Origin of the sequence: Collinsella aerofaciens (genome assembly GCF_039752955.1) — a bacterium.
Classification (GTDB): domain Bacteria; phylum Actinomycetota; class Coriobacteriia; order Coriobacteriales; family Coriobacteriaceae; genus Collinsella; species Collinsella aerofaciens_BI.
On the sequence record NZ_JBDMHB010000023.1, the window covers coordinates 1 to 21,120 of the forward strand.

Consider the following 21,120-nt stretch of genomic DNA (forward strand, 5'->3'; position numbering starts at 1 on the left):
GGGTATCGGGTTCCCACATTCATCCGTACATGTGCGGATGAATGTGGGAGGTGTTCGGATAAAGTCGATAATCAAGGAAAGACTCTGAGAAAAGAAATTGATAGAATCTGGCTTTTCATTGTTTAAACAATAAGTAATAATATGCATATCGAGAGCGAGCAATTATAGGTTGCGCGCTCAAGGTTAATTCGTGAAAGAGCAAGATCGCGGTCTCTTGGGGAGGAGACATCGATGACAGCAAATTCAGATAAATCTAAGCAGAACAATAAAACGGCACATCGTGTACTAGCAGGTGTTTTGTGCGGAGCTTCCGTTTTGAGCCTGGTACTGTCGCTCGTTATGCCCCCGATCTCGCAGGCCATCGCCAACGACACCCAGACAGTTTCTACCGAGGAAACTGTAACGGGGGGGGGGTTCCTCAAGTGAGTCCGCTGCTGTAGATAACACCAGCGAGGATGCCGAAAACCAGAATAGCAACGAGACCGATGGCGGCGAGGCTGGCTCTTCAAATAGTGTTGAGCAGGCTCAGAGTGCGAATGCGGCTTCAGCGAGAGCGACGGCCACCGTGGAGAAGGGAATTTATGTTCCCACGTCTATCGGTATCGGTACGAATATCGATATCTCCACCCCCGATCCCGGCGTGGCCACCTACGTCGGCCGCGACATGTACATCGGTGGTAAGCCGAACAAAATTAGCACTCTTGATGCGAATAACGCCCCCACCGGCTCATATGCCGCTGAGGCGGAGGGCCTTACCGTGGTCCACGGCAAACTGGCCATGAATCCTATCAAGGAGAGTTGGGGCGGCCAGGGCTTCCGTTTCGGCACCGTTGGTTTTGGATCGCAGTTTCGTCCCAGGGAGGGAAGCACGGTGCTTGCGGTCGCCGGCATAAACAGCTTGATTGAGAACATGAATACCGGTCAGGGAACGACCTCAGATGCTGCGACGGTTGGTGCTTGGACCAAGGGTGCTTGGGTCGGCAAGGCGACAAAGACTGACTCCCACCCTGGCTATGACTATACCGCGCAGATCGCCGGTCCCATTACCTATTCCTATTGGGATTCGAATGCTAACAACGGGCGCCAGTCTGTCGTGAAAAAGCAAGGTAATTGGTTCGAGGGCTCGGATGCTCTGAAGAGCGACCTGTTCAATCAAAATGTTGATTTGACTAATGTTAACGGTAACGATTATTCGAGCTACAACGGTGCAGATGGATACCTCTCGAAGCTATCGAAACAGCTCGCCTCGTTTGCAAATACCGGCACAGTTACGGATGGTTCCGCAATTAGCGACAACAGCTACGCAATCAACAAGTACGATAACAAGGGAACAAGCTATACACTCACTTTCGATGGTAGTGAGAAGTCTGTTTCCGGTGCGCTTGATACCAGAATCCCGAACTATAAGATTTGCAACACCGAGCGACTTATCACCTTTACCGGCGATGGAACTTCTATGCAACAGGTCTTCACCATTGCCGGTTCCGAGCTCTCCAACTTGAAGGATGGCGTCTACTACCGCGGCGTCGACTTTAAGTTCACCAATGTCCCCGAAGGCGCATCCATTGTCGTGAACGTTACAGGTGCTGGTCCTGTCGAGTTCCACAATGGCTGGCGCTTCTGGTGGGGCGATACAGAAATATCTCGCGGTTATGAGAGTAACGCCGATAAAGACCTTCGCGCGAAATACTCGCTGGCCTCCCAGTCCATCATGTGGAATTTTGTCGATACCACGAGCCTCACCATCCGTGGTGGCATTGCGGGCGAGGGTAGAAGCGACTGGGGCAATGGCGGCGGGGACGGCAAGTGGACCGACGATGACCCCGCCGCTGCTATGCTCGGATCGATTCTCGTTCCCAACGGAAGCTTCGACGACCATGTGACCACCAACGGTCGTGTGTACGTGGGCGAAGATTTCATGATGAACAACCCTAAGATCGCGTACAACTTCACAAATCTCGAGGGTAACTCGGCTTCCGTCATCGATATGGATCAGGAGCGTCACAACTTCCCGTGGTCTGGGTCGTATACACCGGACGGCTCTGCCATTGCGTGGAGCAAGGTCGACGCTGCGGACGGCATGACGCCGCTTTCTGGTTCCTCGTGGACGATATACGGCACTGTCGATGATGCCAAGAATGAAACGTATCCCATCGTTACGGTAACGGATGGCGGTGCCAATGATTACTCTTCGGATGATGGCGAGCTTCAGTTCAACTATTTGAATCAGAAGGCCAAAATTGGCGATCCCAACGATAAAGACTACTTCACGTACTACATTCGCGAGGTCAAGGCGCCGGCTGGTTATCAGAAGTCGGACACCATCTACTACGCAACCATGAACAACACCGGCGAGCAGGTGAACTATGTTCAGGGTCATGTGGACACGGTGAACGGAAATAAGCTCGTTTCATTCGATGATTCCAACACCACGGGCGCCATCTCCAACACCAAGATCACCGGTACGGTGTCTTGGACCAAGGTTGAGGAGAGCGACACGGGACACACTCCTTTGGCTGGTTCCGAGTGGGCGCTTACCAAGGTAAAGGATGCCGATGGTGCCGAAATTCCGGACGCTGCATCCCTGACTGTGATTGATAACGATACGAATGCGGAAGCTGTCAGCAACAAGTGGGCAGATTCTGATCCCGCCGATGGCAAGTTCAAGCTCGAGGGTCTGCTGCCGGGCACGTACACGCTCACGGAGACCCAGGCGCCGTTTGGCTACGAGCTGAACCAGACAACCTACGAGTTCACGGTGTCCAAGGCGGACGGTTCCATTGCGTGGACCGAGGGAAAGAAACCGAGCATTGTTGAGGGCACTACGTACATCTCCGATTCTCTCACCACCACGTCCGTGGAAATCCCGGTGACTAAGTCCGTCCGTAATACGGACTGGCCGAAGGATTCCAGCGGGAAATACGTTGCGTTCGACTTCAACATCGAGGCTACGGGGGATTACGCAACCAACGTGCCCATTCCTAACCCGGCAGACCTCTCCATTGCACCCGCAGCAGGGGAGACCGACGCCGCCAAGCCCAACAACATCACGGCGACCTTTGGCGCCATGACGTTCAACAAGTCGCACCTGTCCGATACCCCCGGTACGGCGGATGACTACGCCAGGACCTACACCTACACGGTGAAGGAGGTCGCGCCTACCACCGGTGCCATCGATAAGCTCCGCTACTCCAAGGCCGAGTACCAGGTTGCCGTCACGGTGAAGGCCGTCATGAATGAGACCACTGGCAAGTACACCGGTCTTACCACCTCTACCACCGTTACGCAGATGAAGGACGACATGGGCAACACCCTTGGCGAGAACGGGCAGGGCGTCGTGGTTGAACCCTCCGCCGCCGCGCCCGACGCCATTCCCGCCTCCACCTTCACCAACACCTACTCCACCTCTTTGCCCCTTTCTGGTATGTCGGGCGTCACTCTGACGTACCTTGCCGGCGCGGCGGTGCTTTGCGCTGCTGCAGCCTGGATGCACATTCGTCGCAAGGCGAATGCGAAGGGAGGTGAGCGTCGTGAATAAGAAAGTTTGCTCCTTCCCGATCTTGTTTGCGCTGCTTGCCCTCGTGGTCGGCACCTGCGCGGTTGTGTTCCCCGCTTCCGCGCAGGCCGCGCCGACCTCGACCGGTTCCATCACGGTGAGCGGCACCGTGGCGAGCAGCTACGACGCCTACCAGATCTTTAGCGCCAACGTCGTCGACGGCGACAGCGACGCCAAGATCGCCACCGACCTCACCTGGGCAAGCGACGCCGCGCGCGACGCCGCACTGCCTGTGCTGCACAGCGCCGGCATGCCCAATTCCCAGACCACCGCGCAGGAAGCTGCCGAGTGGCTCAACACCGATTCCCACCTTACGAGCGCGCTGAGCGCACAGCTCGCTCGTTCCCTCCAGAGCTCTGGCGCCGTGTTCGTGGCCCTTAACGCGGGTACGGCGGCCGAGCTGCACTGCGGCTACTGGCTCATCGTCGCCGACGACGACGCCATCGCCCAAGGCGAGGTCGGCACCGCGCCGATCATGGCCCTGGTGGGCGGCAGCGCCGTCACCGTCAAGCCCAAGGCGGCGACGCCCAAGGTGTCCAAGCACGTGCTGGAGGACGGCACCGCCGCCTGGCAGAAGGCCGCCGACGCCACGGTCGCCGACGACCTGTACTGGCGCCTCTCGGCCACGGTCCCGGCGGGGCTCACGGCCTACGACACCTACGCGGTGCGGTTCGTCGACACCATGAGCGCGGGGCTCGACCCCTCCAAGGTGGCCGCGAGCATGCGCGTGTACGTGGCGGCGGGTGCGGACGGCGGCTTCGACGCCGTCTCGGCCGGCAGGGACGGCCGCGCCGGCACCGAGCCCGCGAAGGGCTGGACCGACATCACGGCCCAGTGCGCCACCAAGGTAGCGGCCGACGGCAAGACCTTCACCGTGCGCACCGGCGACCTCATCGCCGCGCTCGGCGGGACCGAAGCCTTTACCGCGGGCGCCCGCGTGGTCGCTGTGTACAACGCGCCGCTCGCCAGCGGCTGCAACCACGGCATCGCCAAGGGCAACCCCAACGAGGTCTACCTGCGCTACCCGCGCTCTCCCTTGTCCGACCAGTCCGGCGACGCCGGCTTCACCCGCACGCCGAGCGATGACGCGACGGCCTACACCTGGGATCTCGCGCTTACCAAGCGCGGCAGCGACGGCGACAAGCCGCTTGCCGGGGCGGTCCTGAGCATCGCCGACGATCGCGGTCGCACACTGGCGGCCGACGGTACGTGGGATGCGGAGGGCAAGGCCACCGTCACCACGGGCGAGGACGGCCGCGTGACCGTCTCGGGCGTGGACTCGGGCAAGCTGGAGGTCCGCGAGCTCAAGGCGCCCAAGGGCTACACCGCCTTTGAGGGTACGCGCTCCGTGACGGTCAAGGCCGAGGGCCTGGACGTCGACCAGGTGGCCGCCGCCAAGCCCAAGCTCACCATCACGGCCGAGTCGCCCCTGCGCGCCGACAGCGCGGACGGGTCGACGGGCAGCCTGGAGGCGTCGCTCATTAACACGCCCACCGGCACACCCCCTAGCATTACCACCGGAGGCTTTATGCCCTCGACTGGCGATATGGCAATGTACGCCGCGGCCGCCGCAGCGGTCACCGGAGCCGCGCTCATCGTGGTCGCGCTCCTGGTCAAGCGGGGAGGTGGCAGCCATAAAGAGTAGCTGGCAGCCCCGCAGAGAGCGGGGCGAGACGTAGCGAAGCAGATGCTAAGACACAGACAGACAGATTTAGATCAAATGGAATTCAAGCAGAAAGCAGAGGAAAAGAAGATGAGCATGAGCAAGAACATCGCCCGCCTGGCAGTAACCGCCGGCCTCACAGCAGCGCTGAGCTTCGGCGGAGTTATGGCGCCCGTCACGATGGCGTTTGCTGAGGATGTGGCGGCTCCGAATAACAGCATCACCATCAATAAGGTTGCCGAGGATAACCAAGGCAATACGTTCAAGGCCTATCAGATCTTCAAGGCAAAAGTCGTTGACGAGAAAGACAATGGCAAGGTTGCTTCTGATATTGAATGGGCAAATGATGCTATCGGCTCCAAGGTGATTGTCGCCATTAAGGGATCTGCTGAGTATCAGGAACTCGTGAAGAAAGACCCCACCCAGAAGCTCGATAAGAATGCTTCAGCTTCTGTTGTGGCTGAGTGGCTTTCTCAAAATGTGAATGGCACTGCCAGCACTGCATCCAGCAGCGACGGTACGCGTGTTGCCCCCGGCGATGTGCTTTATGAAATTGCGGCTGCGGTTTCAGGCATGAAGCAAGGTGTTAAGGCGGAGACCGCTGCGGGAGATCCCCTTAACGCAGGTACTCCGTGGACGCGCCCGAACACTAATGAAGCTGGCCTTTACGGTGATGGCTATTATCTCTTCGTGTCTGATGGTCTTACGAATCAGGCCAAGCCGAACACTGGCACCTCTCCGATCTTCGCGATTGTTGGCGGTGATCCCGTGGTCGTTACCGAGAAGACCAGTATCCCCAGGGTCGACAAAAAGATTCTCGACGACACTGCAGGTAAGGATGCTGCCGATGCTGAAGAGAGCTACTGGAAGAACAGCGGCGATGCTTGGATCGGACAGGAAATTGACTACAGGCTGACCGGTAGCGTTGCAGATAATATTGCCTCGTACGGTACGTATTACTATGAATTCCAAGATACGCTGAGCAAGGGCCTCATCGTTATCAAGGGCGAGAACAACGCCCCCGAGGGCCTCCACGTCTACATCGTCGACGGCAAAACCAAGGCCAAGACCGAGGTCAAGTCCGGGTTCAGCGCGAACGTCGCTGCGGCGCAGGATACCGTCAAGAACAGCGAGCTCCTTACAGTCAAGTTCGATGACCTCAAGGCCGTCAAGGGCGAGAACGGCGCTGCAATCACTGTCGACAAAGACTCCACGGTCGTCGTGACCTACAAAGCTCAGCTCACCAGCGATGCCGAATACACGACCACCGGTAACACCAATGAGGTCAAGCTTGTCTATTCCAACAATCCCGTGACTAATGATAAGGGCACTTCTAAGTCGGACAAGGTCACTGACTACGTCTTTGGTCTCGATGTAACTAAGACTGACCCGAACAACGCTAACGCCAAACTCGTTGCGGGGTTTAAGGTCAAAATGATCACGGAAGGGTCCAATAAAAAAGTTGAAAAATGGTTGAAGCAAGACGGCAGCTTCAGCGACAACGTAAACGACGCCTATACGTTTGAAACCGAGGGGGCGGGCAACAAGGTCTCTATTCCCGGGCTTGTTGCGGGCACATACCTGATTTCCGAGAGCAAGACGCCTGCGGGCTACAACACCATCGCCGACTTCGAAATCACGGTGACGCCTGAATTCAATACAGACGGCACGCTTAAAAAGCTCAGCGTGACTCCTGGTTCCGATATGGTCACTGCCACGATTGAAGATAACGCGCCCACGACCATGATTCCCCTCACCATCAAGAACAAGAAGGGTTCTGGCCTCCCGCTGACCGGCCTCAACGGCGTGACCTTCACTTGGATCGCTGGTGGCGCGGTGCTGTGCATTGGCGTGGCGCACCTCATCCGCAGCCGTAAGCAGGCTGAGGAGTCCGAGCAGGAGTAACACTCACTCGCCCATCCCTTTGGCAGGTGGGATGTGATGGTCATGAGACTTGCGGACACTTTTCTCGTCCATCGACGTTCTTGCTTTGCCACTCTCTTTTCGGGGCAGACTCCGCGCTGGAGTTTGCCCCGTTCTTTTTGGACAACACAGGCAGCCTTTACCGTCCGGTGCGGACTCATCCGTCATCGCGTTTCTTGACTCGTATGAGGTTCGGTTTAAGGTCCGTAGGCGCTCGCGCGGTGCGGACGGTAGAAGGCATTTGCGCCGCAACAAGCGCAAATAAGAATGCCCGGGGTTAGAGGCCCGGGCATTTAACAAAACCAGAAAACTAGGCCGCCCGCGCTTTCGATCACTTACGCGGGATGCGTCGTTTCCTGTAGCTATTGTATCCCGAATCACTCTGTCGATTCGCGACTTTTTGAAAACTCAAATACGGGCCTATGCCTGATAGAAATCTTGTTATTTCCGAAAATTATGTATAATTCCAATATAAACTGGAACTAAGCGAAAAAGATGGAAATGAACGAAGCGCTTACCTACTTACAAGAAGCACTAGGCCTCTCCGCCAAGGCTAAAACTTGGCCTGGATCCGCACGCTTGCCGCTGCATCTGCGGTCGATTGAGATCCGCGCCGTTGACGCAAACGGTTTTTCTTTTTTGCTTGCAAGTTTGCCTACTGGCGTTGGGCTTCCCGAGGCTAAGAGAGTCTATAGCCAGCTAGCCTTGCGTGCGGAGGCTCCTGTCGTCGTTTCGTTTCCTGATGCCGATGCGCGCCAGCGCAAGGCATTGGTCGCACAAGGAATCCCCTTTGTTTGCCCTGGTAGACAGGCCTTTCTTCCATTTATGGGCGCGGCCTGCACGGAGAGGGGCGGCACTAGATTTCATAATCGCGCGACCAAGATGTCATCCAACGCGCAGGCTGCCGCAATCTGGGGAGCAGGGCAGGAGTCATATCATTCCGATGACCTTTGTCGTGCGCTTGGGATTTCGGCAAGCCGCGCGAGTGAGGCCGTAACCGAGCTTGTAGACAGGGGGCTCGCAAGGCGCGAGCGGCGCGAACGGCGTGTCATTGTGTTCCCCGTGGCCGTTGATCTTCTGCTCAGTGAGCACATGGCGGAGCTCTCTTCGCCTGTCTCGAAGGTCTTTTTTGCTAGGAAGACGCCGCGGGTTGACGGTCTTGCTGACGCTGGGGAGACGGCGCTCGCTGTGCGTTCGATGCTCGCTGCGCCGGGCATGGAGCAAAAGGCCGTCTTAAGAAGTACATGGCGTGAACTGAGCGACCTTGAAGTCGCAGACGGGGAGCTGCCGGATAACGAAACGGCGATGATCCAAGTGTGGCGCTATGCGCCCGTGTTTGCCGACTCCTCCCGTATCGACGACATCTCACTTGCGCTATCTTTGGCGGCAATCGACGATGAACGAATTCAGCTCGAACTCGATCACATGTTTGGAAAGGAATATCCATGGCAGGAAGCGCTGTAGAAGGTCTCCAGGTATTTCGGCAGCATATGCAGGAAGCTGAAGGGTCGTATGCCCTTATCGGCGGCACAGCATGCGACATTTTGCTCGCGGAGGCGGGACTTTCGTTTAGGGCGACCCACGATTTTGATGTGGTCATTGTCGCCGATGACCGGTTGCCTCAGACGGCCGAAGCCATATGGACCTTGGTGCGTGATGGCGGCTACCGCTGCGGCTGGGGTGAAAGCGAAGCCTCGTGTTTTTATCGGTTTACGGAACCAAAGAGGCCGGGTTATCCCCATATGATCGAGCTCTTCGCGAAGTGCCCCGACTTTCTAAAGGGTCGTGAGGGAGTTGATGTGACGCCAATTCACGTTGATGAAAACATAAGCAGTCTTTCGGCTATTTTGTTGGACGATGCCTACTACAGCTTGTTTCTTCAGGGAATTCGGACAGTAGACGGTGTTTCGGTCCTGGATACGGAATACATTGTCCCGTTCAAAGCGAAGGCGTATCTCGACCTAAAAGCTAGAAGGGAAGCCGGGGAGAACGTTGACTCGAGGAAGGTCAAAAAGCATAAACGCGATGCGCTGAGGCTTGCTCAGCTGCTTGGTGAGTCGGCGGGTGTCAACCTAGTCGAAGAGCTGAAGGACGATATGCTTGCGTTTGTTAAAGACTGTGAGGCGAGTGACATCAATCTGAAGCAGATCGGGGTTGCGGGCGTAACGACGACACAGCTAGTCGAGACGATGAAAGCAACATATGGCCTGATTGGTTGAGCGAGGTTAGGTAGTCCGGATAATGCAGTCTGGCTGCGTTGTCCGGGGTAGGGGCTCGCGAATCGGCTATTATTTGTTTAGACAACTTGAGCTGTAAAGGAGTGATCGGCGATGGCGCAGGGTGCCAAACACATGAAGAGCGATAACGCCGCGGCCAACGGTGGCTCAAGCCCTCAGCCCAAACCTCAACCAAAGCCCAAGCGCCGCCGCAAGCGGCTGCCGCGCTGGGCCGACCGGCTCATCACCATCGTCATCATCCTTATTGGCGTGGGCCTTATGACCTGGCCGTGGATCTTGGACCGGCTCGAGGCCTCGGGCGTGTTCAACCAGATCAGCACGGTGTCCAGCACCGTGGACGCGCTGTCTGCCGAGGAGCGCGAGCGCATCCTGCTCCAGGCGCGCTCCTTTAACGAGCAGCTGGCGGGCGAGGCCACCGAGCTCCCCGCCGACCAGATCGAGCCCTACGCCCAGCAGCTCATCTTTGACCGCGACCCCATGATGAGCTGGGTCGAGATCCCCTCCATCGACGTGAGCATGCCCATCTACCACGGCACGAGCGAAGAAGTCCTCATGGCGGGCGTCGGCCACCTGGAGGGCACGAGCCTGCCGGTGGGCGGCACCTCGACGCATTGCGTGCTCACCGCGCACTCGGGCATGCGCAACCTGAGCATGTTCGACGACATCCACTCGCTGGAGCCCGGCGACCTGGTGCTGCTTCACACCATGAACAAGACGCTCGCCTACAAGATGGTGGACTCCGAGGTGGTGCTGCCCGAGGAGATGGAGTCGCTGACCATCGAGCCCGGCGCCGACAAGGTGACGCTTGTCACCTGCACGCCCTACGGCGTAAACGACCATCGCCTGCTGGTGCACTGCGTGCGCACCAAGTACAACAAGAAGGACGTCGACAAGCAAAAGTCGCTGGCCGGTCGCCACTGGGGCAAGCGCGAGTTTGCCGTGCTCATCGTGGTCGTAGCCATTGTGCTGTTGCTGCTGGACATCGTGGTCCACGCGGTCCGCAAGCGCCGCAAGGCCAAGGCCTCGGCATAAGACATTCTCCAGAACCACCACAATGGGGACAGGCACCTTTGTGGTGGTCGGGGGTTCCAAACCATCACAACATTCGATGAAAATTTCGATTTTGGCGATAAGCGTCGAATGTTGTGATGGTTTGTGTTGTGAGCTATGCGGTTTTCGCTGCAGAGCTGCCGGACCGCGTTCGCCGTCCTCGTTACGTTTTCGCTGCATTTGGGTAAAGCACCTGCTCCAAGCGGCGTTGCCTTGTATACTAGAGCGGTTTATCTGTTATGCGGAAGGGAGCGCCTATGGCACTCAGCGAGAAAGACGTGCGCGGCATCGCCGAGTACGCAAAGATCGCACTGACCGATGACGAGCTCACCCAGATGACGTCCTACATGAACGACGCCGTCCAGATGCTCGAGCCCGTCTTGCAATATGACTTGCCCGACGTGGAGCCCACGTTCCATCCTATCGGAAGCCTGTCCAACGTGATGGGCGATGACCTGCGCGAGCCCGAGCGCGATCTGCCGCTCGACGTCGCGCTTGAAAACGCCGGCAGCGCGCGCGACCGCTACTTCCGCGTGCCGTCCATTTTGGGAGAGGGGGAGAGCGAGTAATGGCGCAGAGCTTCGATTCCCTTACCGCCGCCCAGATCGCCGCGGGCGTTGCCGCCGGCGACTTTACCGCTACCGAGGTGGCCCAGGCCTCCCTTGTCGCCATCGAGGCGTGCGAAGGCGGGGTCCAGGCATTCCTGCAGGTGGCGCCCGAGCTTGCGCTCGAGGCCGCTGCGCGCGTGGATGCCGACCGTGCCGCAGGCAAGCCGCTGCCTCCGCTCGCGGGCGTGCCGCTGGCCATCAAGGACAACATGAACCTTGTGGGCACGCGCACCACCTGCGCTTCCCGCATGCTCGAGAACTACCAGAGCGTCTACACCGCCACCTGCGTCCAGCGCATGCTCGATGCCGGCTGCCTGCCCATGGGCAAGGCCAACATGGACGAGTTTGCCTTTGGCAGCTCCACCGAGAGCTCGGCGTTCCACCGCACCAACAACCCCTGGGATACCGAGCGCGTGCCCGGCGGCTCCTCGGGCGGCTCCGCCGCCGCCGTCGCCGCGGGCGAGGTCGTGCTCTCGCTGGGCTCGGACACCGGCGGCTCCATTCGCCAGCCGGCGTCGCTGTGCGGCGTGGTGGGCTTTAAGCCCACGTACGGCGCCGTGAGCCGTTACGGCGTGGTTGCCTTTGGCTCGTCGCTCGACCAGGTGGGACCCTTTGGCCGCACGGTCGAGGATGTCGCGCTGGCCATGAACGCGCTTACCGGCGCGGGCCGCGATCCGTACGACTGCACCAGCCAGGATTGCGCCGTCGACTTTACTGAGCATCTCAACGACAGCATCGAGGGCAAGCGCGTGGGCATTATCCCTGCGTTTATGGAGGCCGAGGGCCTGACGCCCGAGGTCAAGACTGCTGTCCAGCGCGCCGCCCAGGAGCTGCAGAACCAGGGTGCCGAGCTGGTCGAGGTCGACCTGCCGCACCTAGACGCCGCTATCGCCGCCTACTACGTCATCGGTCCGGCCGAGGCGTTCTCCAACCTGGCGCGCTTCGACGGCATTCGCTACGGCTACCAGGAGGAGGGCTGCGCCAACCTGTCCGACCAGAGCTCGCTGTCGCGCGCCCACGGCTTTGGCGCCGAGGCCAAGCGCCGTCAGATGCTCGGCGCCTACCTGCTGAGCTCGGGCGTGTACGACAAGTACTACTACGCTGCGCAAAAGGCCCGCACGCTCATCACGCAGGACTACGACGCCGCGTATGCCAAGGTGGACACCATCCTCATGCCCGCCTCGCCGCGCACGGCCTTTAAGTTTGGCGAGATCAGCGACCCCACGCAGATGTACCTCTCCGACCTGTACACCATCTCGCTCAACATTTGCGGCAACGGTGGTATCTCGGTGCCGCTGGGTCTGGGCGAGGATACTCAGCTGCCCGTTTCTGCCCAGCTGGTGGGGCCTGCCTTTAAGGACCGTCAGCTGCTCACGTTTGCCCGCGCCCTGGAGCGCGGCTTTGCCGATGCCGCCACGGGCGCGCCCGCGCTTTCCGTCGCGCCCGATTTTGCCGGGAAGGGAGGCGAGCTGTAATGAAGGAGCTTTCCGAGGTCCTGCAGGATTGGGAGGCCGTGATCGGCCTGGAGATCCATACCGAGCTCACCGCACTCGACACCAAGATGTTCTGCAACTGTAAGCTCAGCCACGATGACGAGCCCAACGCCAACGTGTGTCCGGTGTGCCTGGGCTTGCCCGGCGCCCTGCCGGTGCCTAACAAGCGCGCCATCGAGAGCATCGTCAAGGCCGGCCTTGCCACCAACTGCGAGATCCAGCGCCACTCGATGTTCTACCGCAAGCACTACTTCTATCCCGATATGGCCAAGAACTTCCAGACCACGCAGGGTCCGGTCGCCTTTGCCATGTACGGTCACCTGGACCTGGACGTGACCGGTCGCGGTGCCGCCGAGCGCCCCGACTGCGCGTTTGGCGAGGCCGAGGCCCAGAGCCTGGCGAGCGCCTCGGCCAACGCCGAGGGCCTGTCCACGTCCATGACGTCGACCATGCGCGAAGGCAACCAGCGCGCCGGCCACCTGGCCAGCTATGACGCGTCCAACCTGCAGATGCCCGAGCGTCGCGAGGACGGTTCCTACACGGTGCCCATCCGCATCCTGCGCATCCACATGGAGGAGGACGCCGCCAAGATGGTGCACGTGGGCGGTGCCGAGGGCCGCATTACCGCCGCGGCCGAGTCGCTCGTCGACTACAACCGCTGCGGCACGCCGCTGATCGAGCTCGTCACCGAGCCCGACTTGCGCACGCCCGAGGAAGCGCGTCTGTTTATGGAGAAGCTCCGTCGCATCTTTGTGACGCTGGGCATTTCGGACTGCTCCATGGAGAAGGGTTCCATGCGCTGCGACGGCAACGTGTCGCTGCGCCGCCGCGGCGAGACCAAGTTGGGCACCAAGACCGAGCTCAAGAACCTCAACTCGTTTAAGAGCCTGCACGATGGCCTTGCCTACGAGATCTGCCGCCAGGCCGAGGTGCTCGAGGAGGGCGGCATCATCTATCAGGAGACCCGCCACTGGGAGCCCAGTCGCAAGCGCACCGTGGTCATGCGTGTGAAGGAAACGGCAGACGACTATCGTCTGTTCCCCGACCCCGATCTGGCGCCGTTCGATCTGGACGACGAGTTCATCGACCGCTGCCGTGGCGAGATCCCCGAGCTGCCCGATGCCAAGCGCGTCCGTTTTGAGGCCGACTTTGGCATTAAGGCGGCCGACGCCGAGCAGATTGCCGGCGACCCCGAGTTTGCCGAGTTTTTTGAGGCCGCCGCTGCCGGTATGGCTGGCAAGGAGGCCCAGACGGTTGCAAACTTGCTGGTGAACGAGATGATCGCCTATCTTAAGGGCGCGGGCGTGTCGCTGACCGAGTCCGGTATCGCGCCGGCTCAGGTTGCGGCGCTGGCTAAGCTGCTGGCGACCGATGCTATCAGCTCCAACCAGGCGCACGAGGTCTTTGAGGCCATGGCCCAGACCGGCGACGACCCCAACAAGATCGTCGACGAGCGTGGTATGCGTCAGGTGAGCGATGCCGGTGCGCTGCAGCCGATTGTGGACGAGGTGCTGGCAAACTGTGCCGAGCAGGCGCAGCAGTATCGTGACGGCAACCAGAAGGTCATCGGCTTTTTGGTGGGCCAGTGCATGAAGGCGAGCCGCGGCAAGGGCAACCCGAAGCTCTTCAACGAGTTGCTGAGAACGTCGCTCTCGTAAGCGGGAACCGAGGGGCCGGGCGCAGGGCCTTGCCTCTCAATTTCGGACAGTCCTGACTCACGACGGAGGCGCCACTGGCGCCTCCTGTTCGTGCGGAACTCATTGAGAGGCAAGGCCCTGCGCTCGGCCCCTCGGTTCCGTGACGACTCGGCCGTTCGGGTCAGGCGGGCTGATAGGAAAGATGGTGACGGAGGCGCAAAATGCGCCTCCGCCTTTTGAATGTGATGAAAGTGTGGCGAAATGAGCTTAAAACTTCCGTAAATGTGATAAATGTCACGTTTTACCTAGGGTAAAATGTGGGAAATATCACGTTTACGGAAGATTCTTTGCGGGAGGTTCGGCCATGCAGCGAGATATCATTGCCAAGCTTAACGCTTGGAAAGCGTCAGAATATCGTAAGCCGCTTATCCTTAAGGGGGCGCGCCAGGTTGGAAAGACGTGGGCGCTTAAGGAGTTCGGTCGAACCTCGTACCGCAATTTTGTGTATCTGACGCTCGAGGAGCCGTCACCTGGGGTACAGAGCGAGTACGCTCAGTTTTTCGAAGGTACGCGCGATCCTCGACGGATCATCTCAAATCTTTCCCTGGCACTTGGACAGCCTATCGAGCCCGGCGAAACGCTGCTTATTATTGATGAGATCCAGGATTGTCCTTCTGCAGTCGGCGCCCTTAAATACTTCTGTGACGAGGCCCCCGAGTATCACGTCGCATGCGCAGGGTCTTTGTTGGGCGTTCGCTTGTCCCGTGAGACCAGCGCTTTTCCGGTGGGAAAGGTCGAGTTCATGGAGATGCGCCCCATGAGCTTTTCCGAGTTTCTGAAAGCCGAGGGCGCTGCAAACTACGACGAATACCTTGGCGGCCTGGATCAGATCGAGACAGTGCCCGATTTCTTCCATGTCCGTCTCGTCGAGCATCTTCGTCGTTATTTTGCATGCGGCGGCATGCCAGAGGCTCTTGGCCGGTGGGTGGAGACGGGCGATATCGTTCAGGTCGATAAGGTGTTGTCTGATCTCTTGGATTCCTACGAGCGCGATTATGCCAAGCATGGTGGCCGTGCGCAGTTCGCCAAGCTTTCGCAAATATGGAACTCGATTCCAGCTCAGTTGGCGCGCGAGAACAAAAAGTTCGTTTGGGGTGCGGTGCGCGAGGGGGCTCGTGCTCGAGAATACGAGGATGCTCTGGAATGGCTTGCCGATGCTGGGCTCATCACGGCGGTTCGCCTTAATGCTGCCGGTGGTGTGCCGCTCTCTGCGTACGATGACCTCAAGGCATTTAAAGTCTACTGTCTTGATGTCGGCTTGCTGCGCCGCATGGCAAGGCTGGATGCGTCCGCTTTTGCCATCTCGGATGCGCTATTTTCGGAGTTCAAAGGTTCGTTCGCCGAGAACTATGTGCTTCAGGCATTACTTTCACAGTTAGATGCTGCTCCGCGTTATTGGACAAACGAGAAGCCGAAGCACGAAGTCGATTTTTTGATTCAGGTCGGAAACGAAATCGTTCCCGTCGAGGTCAAATCGGGAGAGGTCGTTCATTCCAAGAGCCTTAAGTACTATGCCGACAAGCATGCGGAGACGACTCCATTGAGGGTCCGCTACTCACTTAAGAACCTAAAGCTCGACGACGGGGTGCTCAACATTCCGTTGTATTTGGCTGATCGATCTGTCCCTCTTATCAAAAAGGCGCTTGATTGTGCGCATCTTGACGTTTAGATCCCGGGTGAGCTGACGGGCGGCGGCTAATTAATCGCTCCGTTACGGCCAGGGAGCTTGGGCCTTAGCGATGCTTGCTTCGCCAAGCCGTGGGTGTCATGCCGGTGTATTGCTTGAAGGCTTGGGCGAAGGCGGCCTGCTGAGGGTAGCCTAGACGCTCTGCCACCTGCGCTATCGTGAGCGCGCTATCTGCCAAAAGGTCCTGCGCTCGCTCCATACGGCGTCTGCGAATGTAGGCGCCCAGGGACTCGCCGGTTTGGGCCTTAAAGGTGGCGCATAGTTTGGAGCGGCTTGTGTAGAGCCTCTCGGCCACCTCGTTGATACCCACATGTCTGCCTTTGTCGAGCGTGCGCTCAATCATTGCCGTTGCTTCTTCGGCCATGGTTATGCTGACGCGTGTGTCTGCCGCCTGCCGCGCCTGCTTGTGGGCCGCGCGCGAACAGGCGAGCTCCGCGACCATGGTCTCCACGATGCCCTGCATATAGACGTGTCCGCCTACGGTTTGGGCACGGTCCTCGTTAATCCGGCGCAGCGTGTGATAGATGGCAGACGTCGCTTCCTCGTGCCATGGCTCGGCAAACGCCTCAAAGATTCCCGCGAACTCGGTGGGATAGCGGTGCTCCAGTTCGTCAAAATATCCAGGCAAAAAGAGCACCGAGCGCGAGTGATAAAGTTCCCCCGCAAACAGCGGGCTTAATTCCTCGCCACAGCTATCTTGGATAAAGCTGCAAACGGCATTGTTTGGCCACGGTCCATGCGATGGTTTGAGGTTCGCGGGCGTTATGCCAGTCTCGGGCATGCATGTAAGTGTGGGCGCGCTGACTTCGCTCACGCAGGCGTACGGCTCGGGTGTGTATTCGGCCAGGTACATATCGTGCGTCGGGGTGATGAAATGCTCCATGACAATGCAGGCAGGGGAGAGAGGCATGATCCATGCGCGTCCGTGCGCCCGATCGTTTGCCACCTCGCCGGTAAAGACAGCGCCCTTGCCGGAAAGCTCCAGGCCAAACTGCTCAAACTGTGGTGCGTAGAGCTCAGTTATGTCGGTCGCAGCCCGATGCATTTTCAAAAGCGTCCCCTTCCTTTGCGAAAACGTCCACGCCTGGCTCGATTGTGTGCCTTGGCTAACATATCAATGATAAGTTGAGAACGGTTAACTCTCAAGCCGTTAGAAAGGAATCTCATGGCAAAGGGATCAAAAAGGGAAGGTGGAGGCATCGGCGAGTTGCTCGCGTATGCCGGTGACCGCAAATTCCTAACGTATTTGGGCATGGCGCTCTCGGCGCTCTCGCAGCTGCTGAGCTTTGGCCCGTACGTGTGCATTTGGCTTGTCGCGCGCGATCTGATCGCCGTGGCGCCTAACTGGAGCGAAGCCTGCGACATCGCGATGTATGGCTGGTGGGCCGTGGGTTTTGCCCTGGCAAGCATCGTAGCTTATTTCGTGGGGCTCATGTGCACGCATCTGTCCGCGTTTCGCTGTGCGTCCAATATCCGCAAGACTACGAGCGAGCACCTGCTTAAGCTGCCGCTTGGCTACTTTGACACGCACGCCACCGGTGAGCTGCGTCGTGTTGTAGACGGATGTGCCGCCTCCACCGAGACTTTGCTCGCACACATGCTGCCCGATATCGCAGGCGCCGCCGCCATGGTCGTGGGCCTGCTCGTATTGCTTTTCGCCCTCGATTGGCGCTTGGGCGCGGCATGCCTCATCTCGGTGGCCATTTCGTTTGGCGCCATGGCCACCATGATGAGCGGCAAAGGCGCCGAGTTCATGAAGGCCTACATGGGAGCGCTGGTCAAGATGAACAAGACCGGCACCGAATACGTACGCGGTATTCCCGTGGTCAAGGTGTTTCAGCAGACGGTCTACTCCTTTAAGGCTTTCCACGATGCGATCGCCGAATACGCCGACATGGCACAAAACTATGCGGGCACGTTCTGCCGAGGTCCGCAGGTACTCAACCTTACCGCGCTCAATGGTCTTGTGGCATTCCTGTTGCCCGTGGCGTTGCTGTTGGCGCCGGGCGAGACGGACTTCGCACATTTTATGGCCAACTTCACGTTTTACGCGATATTTTCGGCCGTGGTACCGACGGCCCTGACCAAGCTCATGTTTGTGGGCGAGGCCTCTCAGATGAGTGCCGATTCGCTGGCTCGTATTCGAAGTATCATGGATTCCAAGCAGCTCTCCGTGCCCGCCCAACTCAAGCACCCTGCCGGCGGCGAAGTGCGATTTGAGGACGTAAGCTTTACGTACGAGGGTGCCGAAGCACCTGCCGTTAGCCATGTAAGTTTCAGTGTTCCCGCTGGTAGCACCCTCGCCCTAGTGGGTCCTTCGGGCGGCGGCAAGTCAACCTGCGCAAGCCTGATTCCTCGTTTTTGGGATGTCTCTTCGGGCCGAGTGCTTGTAGGCGGTGTGGACGTTTGCGATATGGATCCGCACGAGCTTATGGACCAGGTCGCTTTCGTGTTCCAGACTAACCAGCTGTTCCGGCAAACACTTGCCGATAATGTGCGCGCCTCCAAGCCTACGGCCACTGACGACGAAGTGCGTGCGGCCCTCTCCGCAGCTCAGTGCGACGACATTGTGGCCAAGCTCCCGCAGGGCATCAATACCATGCTCGGTGCCGGCGGAGCATATCTTTCGGGCGGCGAGGTCCAGCGCGTGGCGCTCGCCCGCGCGATCCTTAAAGACGCGCCTATCGTGGTGCTCGATGAGGCCACGGCGTTTGCCGACCCCGAGAACGAGGCGCTCATCCAGCGCGCCTTTAGCAAGCTGGCGGCGGGTCGCACGGTCATTATGATTGCTCATCGACTCTCGACTGTAGTGGGCGCAGATCAAATCGTGGTGCTCAACCAGGGCAGGGTGCAGGAGTCGGGTACTCATGCCGAGTTGCTGTCCCAAGAGGGTTTGTATGCCAAGATGTGGGCCGAATACGAACAGGCCGCGAGCTGGAAAATCACTGCAGCGACCGCGGATGCCGCCGTCACGAAGGGAGGCGAGGCCTAAATGTTCGCCTCATTCCAAAAGAAGTATTTCCTATCCGATAAAGGCGTCGCCGGCGTAAAGCGCGGCATTTTCTGGACCACGCTCACCAATCTTATTACCATGGCCGGCATGGGCTTTTTATTCCTGGTCATGGCCGGTTTTGTCGAACATCTCGCCACTGGCGCTGACCTGCCGGATGCCCTGCCGATCGTGGGCGGCCTCCTGGTCTTTTTCGTGTTGCTCTTTGCCTCTAACTGGCAACAGTATTACTACACCTACTGCATCTTTTACGAGGAGTGCGGCAAGCAGCGTATGGAGATCGCCGAACGCTTGCGCAAACTGCCGCTGTCGTTTTTCGGTCGTCGTGATCTGGCCGATTTAACCGAGACCATCATGGGCGATGTCCAGACCATGGAACATGCCTACAGCCACGTGTTGGGAGAGCTTTGGGGCGCCATTATCGCAAGCGCTATTGTGTTCGCAGCATCGCTGTTCTTTTGCTGGCAGTTGGCGATCACGGCGTTCTGGAGCGTTCCCGTGGCCTTTGCCGTGCTGTATTTGACGCGCGGCCCCATGGTCCCGGTGTTCGACCGTGTTCGCGCCGAGAAGGTCAAAGTCACCGAGGCGATCCAGGAGACGCTCGATTGTGTGCGCGAGATCCGCGCTACCAACCAGGAGGCCTATTATCTTGAGGGACTCGGTGCCGTGATCGATGACGAGGAGCGCGAGACCACTAAGGGAGAACTCGTTAACGGGCTTTTGGTCAACTCTGCCTTTGTCATTTTGCGTCTGGGGGTCGCTTCCACGCTGGTAACGGGTGCCGCGATGGTTGCCTCGGGGCGGGTCGACTTTTTGGTGATGTTTGCCTTCTTGCTTATGGTGAGCCGTATCTATGCGCCCTTTGACCAGGCGTTAATGTTAATGTCCGAGCTGTTTGCCGCCGAGTCGTCTGCCAAGCGCATGCGTTCCATCATGGAAGAGCCTGTGGCGCGGGGCAGCGAGAAATTTGAGCCCGCGGGTCACGATGTGGTGTTCGATCACGTGGCATTTGGCTATGGTGCGGGCGAGGACGGCCGCGCCGGCGAGAAAGTTCTTACCGATGTGAGCTTTACCGCCAAGGAAGGCGAAGTTACGGCGCTGGTCGGTCCTTCGGGTTCCGGTAAGTCTACGGTGAGCCGCCTGGCCGCGCGCTTTTGGGATGCCACTGCGGGCAAGGTTACCGTGGGCGGTGTGGATGTTGCGGGCGTCGATCCCGAGGTACTCCTGCGCGACTACGCTATCGTGTTCCAAGACGTGCTGCTCTTTGACGACACGGTGATGGGAAACATCCGCCTCGGGCGTCGTGATGCCACCGATGAGGAAGTGCTTGCGGCCGCGCGTGCCGCCAACTGCGACGAGTTTGTGTGCCGCATGCCGCAGGGCTACGACACCATGATCGGCGAGAACGGCTCCAAGCTGTCCGGTGGCGAGCGCCAGCGCATCTCCATCGCCCGCGCGCTGCTCAAAGACGCACCCATCGTGCTGTTGGACGAGGCGACGGCAAGCTTGGATGTGGAGAACGAGACCGTGGTACAGCAGGCACTCTCCCGTCTGCTTGCAGGTAAGACGGTTATCGTTATTGCCCACCGTATGCGTACGGTGGAAAATGCCGACAAAATCGTTGTGCTCAAGAATGGAGTGGTTGCCGAACAGGGCACCCCGGCGCAGCTCAAGGCGGCAGGTGGAGAATTCGCCCGCATGGTTGCGCTGCAAAAGGAGGCGGCGGACTGGCAGCTGTAGGAATATGACAAAGGGGCAGTCCCTTTGTCATATTGAGTTCACCCCCATAGTTTCCAAAAAGTTAACCATTGTTGAACTTAATAGTTAGATAAACTAAACTATTTTCCAAAAGTGTGCTCGAGCAAACTTGTTTACTCGGGTGCTGAGGCACCGTGCCGCGTCCAATGCGGCAAAAGGGAGAAACAACATGAAGAAGTCGACGTTCAATACCCTGCTTGTCGGTGGCGGTTTTCTGCTTGGCACGGCCGGCATCAAGCTGCTTACCAGCGCTCCGGTCAAGAATGCCTGCGTGCAGGGCATCGCGTGCGGTATGCGCGTCAAGAACTGCTACCAGGACATGGTCGAGCAGGCCAAGGCCAATGTCGATGACATGGTTGCCGAGGCTGCCTACATCACCCAGAGCGAGGCCGCTGCTGACGAGGCAGCCGAGTAACGCTCCCAGGCACAAGCTATGAG

General features: G+C 58.9%; 14 protein-coding genes. 13 read left to right on the forward strand and 1 reads right to left on the reverse strand.

The window, feature by feature from the left end; genetic code table 11:
- The first annotated feature begins 565 nt into the window (after positions 1-565).
- The 10 genes from ABHR75_RS06345 (at position 566) to ABHR75_RS06390 (ending at position 15,896) form a co-directional block, all read left to right on the forward strand.
- Positions 566-3,538 (forward strand): SpaA isopeptide-forming pilin-related protein, encoded by a 2,973-nt coding sequence (locus tag ABHR75_RS06345; RefSeq protein ID WP_138114153.1) that lies wholly within the window; start codon positions 566-568, stop codon positions 3,536-3,538.
- Positions 3,531-5,201 (forward strand): SpaA isopeptide-forming pilin-related protein, encoded by a 1,671-nt coding sequence (locus ABHR75_RS06350; RefSeq protein WP_271760634.1) that lies wholly within the window; start codon positions 3,531-3,533, stop codon positions 5,199-5,201. Before ABHR75_RS06345 ends, ABHR75_RS06350 begins: the two co-directional genes overlap by 8 nt.
- Before the next feature lie 114 nt (positions 5,202-5,315).
- The gene (locus ABHR75_RS06355) at positions 5,316-7,124 is read left to right on the forward strand and encodes a SpaA isopeptide-forming pilin-related protein (RefSeq protein ID WP_271760636.1); all 1,809 of its coding nucleotides are present in this window, start codon (positions 5,316-5,318) and stop codon (positions 7,122-7,124) included.
- A gap of 513 nt (positions 7,125-7,637) precedes the next feature.
- Positions 7,638-8,606 carry a hypothetical protein gene (locus ABHR75_RS06360; RefSeq protein ID WP_271760638.1) on the forward strand — a complete coding sequence of 323 codons (969 nt, stop codon included), beginning with the start codon at positions 7,638-7,640 and terminating at the stop codon, positions 8,604-8,606.
- The gene (locus tag ABHR75_RS06365; RefSeq protein ID WP_271760640.1) at positions 8,588-9,361 is read left to right on the forward strand and encodes a hypothetical protein; all 774 of its coding nucleotides are present in this window, start codon (positions 8,588-8,590) and stop codon (positions 9,359-9,361) included. Before ABHR75_RS06360 ends, ABHR75_RS06365 begins: the two co-directional genes overlap by 19 nt.
- 111 nt (positions 9,362-9,472) lie before the next feature.
- A complete protein-coding gene (locus tag ABHR75_RS06370) occupies positions 9,473-10,411 on the forward strand; it encodes a class C sortase (RefSeq protein WP_346963904.1) in 939 nt (312 codons plus the stop codon).
- 275 nt (positions 10,412-10,686) lie between these two features.
- A complete protein-coding gene (gene gatC, locus ABHR75_RS06375; RefSeq protein WP_055250987.1) occupies positions 10,687-10,998 on the forward strand; it encodes an Asp-tRNA(Asn)/Glu-tRNA(Gln) amidotransferase subunit GatC in 312 nt (103 codons plus the stop codon).
- On the forward strand, positions 10,998-12,512 hold the full coding sequence (gene gatA, locus ABHR75_RS06380; protein ID WP_196022183.1) for an Asp-tRNA(Asn)/Glu-tRNA(Gln) amidotransferase subunit GatA: 1,515 nt from the start codon (positions 10,998-11,000) through the stop codon (positions 12,510-12,512). The genes gatC and gatA overlap by 1 nt, the downstream gene beginning before the upstream one ends.
- Entirely contained in the window at positions 12,512-14,188 is a 1,677-nt protein-coding gene (gene gatB / locus ABHR75_RS06385) for an Asp-tRNA(Asn)/Glu-tRNA(Gln) amidotransferase subunit GatB (protein WP_196022184.1), read from the forward strand. The genes gatA and gatB overlap by 1 nt, the downstream gene beginning before the upstream one ends.
- Before the next feature lie 343 nt (positions 14,189-14,531).
- On the forward strand, positions 14,532-15,896 hold the full coding sequence (locus tag ABHR75_RS06390) for an ATP-binding protein (RefSeq protein ID WP_346963905.1): 1,365 nt from the start codon (positions 14,532-14,534) through the stop codon (positions 15,894-15,896).
- Positions 15,897-15,960: 64 nt separating this feature from the next.
- On the opposite strand, the gene ABHR75_RS06395 is transcribed toward ABHR75_RS06390, so the two are convergent.
- Complete coding sequence (locus ABHR75_RS06395; RefSeq protein ID WP_229107869.1) at positions 15,961-16,959, reverse strand: helix-turn-helix transcriptional regulator; 999 nt, start codon at positions 16,957-16,959, stop codon at positions 15,961-15,963.
- A 120-nt stretch (positions 16,960-17,079) separates the two neighbouring features.
- Here ABHR75_RS06395 and ABHR75_RS06400 point away from each other — a divergent pair, with 120 nt between their 5' ends.
- From ABHR75_RS06400 to ABHR75_RS06410, 3 genes are all read left to right on the forward strand, one after another.
- Entirely contained in the window at positions 17,080-18,906 is a 1,827-nt protein-coding gene (locus ABHR75_RS06400; protein WP_175406121.1) for an ABC transporter ATP-binding protein, read from the forward strand.
- Positions 18,907-20,664 (forward strand): ABC transporter ATP-binding protein, encoded by a 1,758-nt coding sequence (locus ABHR75_RS06405; RefSeq protein WP_196022185.1) that lies wholly within the window; start codon positions 18,907-18,909, stop codon positions 20,662-20,664.
- Positions 20,665-20,851: 187 nt separating this feature from the next.
- Positions 20,852-21,097 carry a DUF6110 family protein gene (locus tag ABHR75_RS06410; RefSeq protein WP_022094642.1) on the forward strand — a complete coding sequence of 82 codons (246 nt, stop codon included), beginning with the start codon at positions 20,852-20,854 and terminating at the stop codon, positions 21,095-21,097.
- Positions 21,098-21,120: the final 23 nt, after the last annotated feature.

What these genes read in the sequence shown, in the direction of transcription:
- gatC (WP_055250987.1), top strand. Translation starts at nt 10,687, where the DNA reads ATGGCACTCAGCGAGAAAGACGTGCGCGGCATCGCCGAGTACGCAAAG.
- gatA (WP_196022183.1), top strand. Translation starts at nt 10,998, where the DNA reads ATGGCGCAGAGCTTCGATTCCCTTACCGCCGCCCAGATCGCCGCGGGC.
- ABHR75_RS06390 (WP_346963905.1), top strand. Translation starts at nt 14,532, where the DNA reads ATGCAGCGAGATATCATTGCCAAGCTTAACGCTTGGAAAGCGTCAGAA.
- ABHR75_RS06405 (WP_196022185.1), top strand. Translation starts at nt 18,907, where the DNA reads ATGTTCGCCTCATTCCAAAAGAAGTATTTCCTATCCGATAAAGGCGTC.
- ABHR75_RS06395 (WP_229107869.1), bottom strand. Translation starts at nt 16,959, where the DNA reads ATGCATCGGGCTGCGACCGACATAACTGAGCTCTACGCACCACAGTTT.
- gatB (WP_196022184.1), top strand. Translation starts at nt 12,512, where the DNA reads ATGAAGGAGCTTTCCGAGGTCCTGCAGGATTGGGAGGCCGTGATCGGC.
- ABHR75_RS06410 (WP_022094642.1), top strand. Translation starts at nt 20,852, where the DNA reads ATGAAGAAGTCGACGTTCAATACCCTGCTTGTCGGTGGCGGTTTTCTG.
- ABHR75_RS06400 (WP_175406121.1), top strand. Translation starts at nt 17,080, where the DNA reads ATGGCAAAGGGATCAAAAAGGGAAGGTGGAGGCATCGGCGAGTTGCTC.
- ABHR75_RS06360 (WP_271760638.1), top strand. Translation starts at nt 7,638, where the DNA reads ATGGAAATGAACGAAGCGCTTACCTACTTACAAGAAGCACTAGGCCTC.
- ABHR75_RS06370 (WP_346963904.1), top strand. Translation starts at nt 9,473, where the DNA reads ATGGCGCAGGGTGCCAAACACATGAAGAGCGATAACGCCGCGGCCAAC.
- ABHR75_RS06355 (WP_271760636.1), top strand. Translation starts at nt 5,316, where the DNA reads ATGAGCAAGAACATCGCCCGCCTGGCAGTAACCGCCGGCCTCACAGCA.
- ABHR75_RS06365 (WP_271760640.1), top strand. Translation starts at nt 8,588, where the DNA reads ATGGCAGGAAGCGCTGTAGAAGGTCTCCAGGTATTTCGGCAGCATATG.